Origin of the sequence: Prauserella aidingensis (genome assembly GCF_024171865.1) — a bacterium.
Lineage (GTDB): Bacteria > Actinomycetota > Actinomycetes > Mycobacteriales > Pseudonocardiaceae > Prauserella > Prauserella aidingensis.
This window is the reverse complement of sequence record NZ_JAMTCN010000062.1, coordinates 1-3,379: the sequence shown is the minus strand read 5'-3', so window position 1 is coordinate 3,379 and position 3,379 is coordinate 1. Positions and strand designations below refer to the sequence as shown.

Sequence of the window (3,379 nt, the reverse complement as noted above, 5' to 3'; positions counted from 1 at the left end):
CCCCAGCCGAAGCCCTACAAGCCCACCACGCCCCCGCAACAGCAGCGGCCTAACCAGCAGAAACCAGAGGAACTGTCCAAAATCTTTGACACAGCCCAGTGTTCAGTATCGAGCCATTCGCTACAGCGAGAGGCTCGCCGAGGCGGAGGCCGTCGCATCCGTTGGATCGCGCAGCGACTCCTACGACAACGCGATGGCAGAGGCGCTGAACTCGCTGTTCAAAGCCGAGTGCATCCGTAACCCGGCGATGAGGCCCAACGGCGGCTGGAAGAACGTGACCGACGTCGAGATCGCGGTCGCCGAATACGTCGACTGGTTCAACCACAGGCGCCTTCACGGCGAGATCGGGCACGTCCCACCAGCCGAGTTCGATTCCGACCACTGGGCCACCTTCAGCTCCGGGCAGTACCGTCAGACACCGGTCCCGACCGGGGCTGGTTCCACGTAACCGAGCCTCCTCGAAAGCTGGGGCGATTCAGATCTTGGTGGGGCTGCGCCGTGGGTTGTCTCCGATACTGCCCGTCTCCCGCTTCATCTCATCCCCGACCAGACTCTGATACGGCTATTCAACGCCAAGATCCACGTTGAACAGTCGGGATGCATCCGCTACCAGGTCCTCGCCTCCGAAGGGCGGCAAACGTTCACGCCACCAAGGCGCGTCTGGTCGAACCACGGGACCGTTGGTGAGCAGCCCCCGTAGCCGCGCATCAGACGCCGCAACCCGTTCGGCCAGCTGTCGCCAACCGTCGAGCCCGTGGAGTCGAGCGTCACTGAGCGCCAACTGGAGGTCGTCGCGAATCGTCAGCTCGTCTTCGTACTCGTAGAGATCCCCCGAGTAGCCGGAGATCACTTGATCGACGAAGTCGTTCCACGCCTCGACGAACTGGTTCGGTGACCACTCGACGCGCAGCCCCTGCGGCTGAACTGTGGATCGAAACATCTCGTGAAGTGTCATCGGACGCACCCTTCACTGGCTCCAGAAATAGTCGACGGGATCCCGGCCGGTCGGGCGGAAGAAGGTTCGGATGGTGCCGCCATGGGACCGCACCCCGAAGTAACCGGTGTTCGGGTCGACGCGCAGAATGTCCGTTCCTCTCGTTCTCTCGATCACGCCGGGCCTGGCGCCCCCACCCATGAAGTCCCGTGCCGCTCCGCGGTACTGAGCGAAACTCGAGAACTCAGGCATATCGGGCCCTCCACGCTTGAGGGCCGCACTCCCGTTGGGGCCTAGGACGACACCTTTGACGTGCTTCGAGTAGTGCCTGAACGCCGAGGCCTCAGAACCGAAGTCGCCGACCCGAACGAGCGCCTCGCCACCGTTTGCGACTCTAGTGTCTGTGCCGAATCCGTAGGGTTCGCCTTGGCCGCTGCTGATGGTACCGGGCTCTGTGGCGCCAGTGAGCCTTTGCCAACCTGCTGGACGGGCAGGTCGGAGCGGGTGCGGCGTGGCGTGACCTCGAATGGGTGAAGCTCCTGGTAGACGGGCGATTGCCTAGATCAGTCGGTCCAACCAGGAGCTTCGATGTGTTGTCCTACCCGTCCGGGATGACCGTGTCCAGCCGCGCTCTCGGCGTGCTCGCCGACGCGCTTCGATCACACCGCAACGAGCGCCGAACCCGCTGGCGCAAGCTGCCCGCCGGCCGTCAGGCCCTGCTCGTAGTCGCCTACCTGCGTAAAGGCGAGACCTACGCCGACCTGGCCTGCGGGTTCGAGATCGGCACCTCGACGGTCTACCGCTACATCCGGGAGGCCCTCGACCTGCTCGCCGCCATGGCCCCGACACTCGAGCAAGCGATCGACGTCGCACGCCGGAAGGCGTTCGTGATCCTCGACGGCACCCTGCTGCGCATCGACCGAGTCGGTATGGCATCGGGGTACGACCGCGCGTTCTACTCCGGCAAGCACAAGGCCCACGGGCTGAATGTGCAGGTCATCGCCGACCCTGGCGGGCGGTTGGTGTGGATCTCCCCGCCGCTTCCCGGGGCACGGCACGACATGGGCGCCGCCCGCGAGCACGGCATCATCGACGCGCTGGCCGAGCACGAGATCTCGGCGGCGGCTGATACCGCCTATCAGGGCGCCGGCCCGACGGTCGCGGTCCCGCAGCGGCGTCGGCGCAAGGACCCGGACACCGGCCGGTTCCGGAAGCTCTCCCAATTCCAGAAGGACGTGAACACCTCCCACGCCCGCCGCCGCGGGCCGGGTGAGCGGGTCAACGCAGACCTGAAGAACTGGCGGGTCCTGCGCAAGATCCGGTCCAGCCCGAACACCGCGGACAAGCTCATCGCCGCAGTTCAGACCCTCATGATCGCCAGCGCATGATCAGGTTGGCAAAGGCTCAGTGGCGCCGACGCCGTAGCGCTGACCAGCAGGGTGACAAGGACCGCGATGAGCGCACCAAAATTGGGATCCAAACACCCTCTGCGCTGTTGCTATTTGCCACATCGCGACCCTGACCAACTACTCAACCGAAGCGAGTGAGTCCGAATCTCCTCTTCGTATACATCCCGGTTTTCGGGATCGTCCTCCCACTCGCTTGCAAGTCCGATGAAAGCGCGCAACTCGGGCTCAACGGAAGGAACAACTCGAGAAATGCGCCACATTTCCCGAGCAGCATCGATCGGTTCCATCTCTCCGCTCGTAAGCATTCGTGCCACTCGAGCCGCTATAAGCAGGCCGGCCCGGGTCTCAGTCATCTCACACAGGCCCACATCATCCGCGAGCGCACCAAGGAGAGATTCCACCTCCTCAGTCGCATCATCTGGCAGAGCCGATAGGGCAACAACCCTCTCCTGGGTATCGCCATCGGCCAAGAGGCGCTGGGCCCAGCCAATAACATCGGACGGGCCAACGAGTCTCAAGAACCTCCGCGCCAGAAGAAGGTTCAGATCCTCCGCGAATCGGTGCGTCACGACATCCACCAGAACTTGGTCTTGAACTCTGTTCGTAACCCTGACCGGGCATTCTCGTACCAATGAGTCTCGAACTGAAGGCCATCTCGCCCACGAGACCAAGTACTTCCCATCTTGGCCCAGTCCCGTGGATCGCCCCCATACTGCCGAGCCAACCGATCAGATGCTCGCAGCTCGACTCTACTTCCAGTCCCGGCAAGCGAGCGTCCAGCCTCAGACATCTGCTGCTCACTGGCCAACTGGCGCCCCAAGTTCCGACCGGCAACTGCGGATTCGGCACCGCTCGCATCCTTTGCGGTTTCGCCGGTGCCTGCGCTGAAGTCGTAGGACCGGTCTCCGCCGTTGCTGATGGTACCGGGTTCGGCGGTGCCGCCGCTGTCGATGGTGGTGCATTCCCAGCCGGTGCCGTTACGCCGCACCTGCCCACCAGCGGCACACTCCTCCGCCAACAAGTGACTGCTCTGTAT

Annotated in this window: 4 protein-coding genes; 2 read left to right on the top strand and 2 right to left on the bottom strand. The window is 63.7% G+C overall.

Going from position 1 to position 3,379, the window contains the following annotated elements; translation table 11 throughout:
- Positions 1–85: 85 nt before the first annotated feature.
- Positions 86–448, top strand: a complete 363-nt coding sequence (locus tag LY13_RS25320) for an integrase core domain-containing protein (protein ID WP_301299641.1) — start codon at positions 86–88, stop codon at positions 446–448.
- Positions 449–562: 114 nt separating this feature from the next.
- On the opposite strand, the gene LY13_RS25315 is transcribed toward LY13_RS25320, so the two are convergent.
- Positions 563–955: a hypothetical protein gene (locus LY13_RS25315; protein ID WP_253831073.1), complete on the bottom strand. Its 393-nt coding sequence runs from the start codon at positions 953–955 to the stop codon at positions 563–565.
- Positions 956–1,524: 569 nt separating this feature from the next.
- On the opposite strand from LY13_RS25315, the gene LY13_RS25310 reads away from it, so the two are divergent.
- Complete coding sequence (locus LY13_RS25310) at positions 1,525–2,322, top strand: transposase family protein (RefSeq protein ID WP_253831072.1); 798 nt, start codon at positions 1,525–1,527, stop codon at positions 2,320–2,322.
- Between the two features lie 586 nt (positions 2,323–2,908).
- On the opposite strand, the gene LY13_RS25305 is transcribed toward LY13_RS25310, so the two are convergent.
- Positions 2,909–3,379, bottom strand: a 471-nt coding sequence (locus LY13_RS25305; protein ID WP_253831071.1) for a hypothetical protein, incomplete at its 5' end; no start/stop codon positions are given.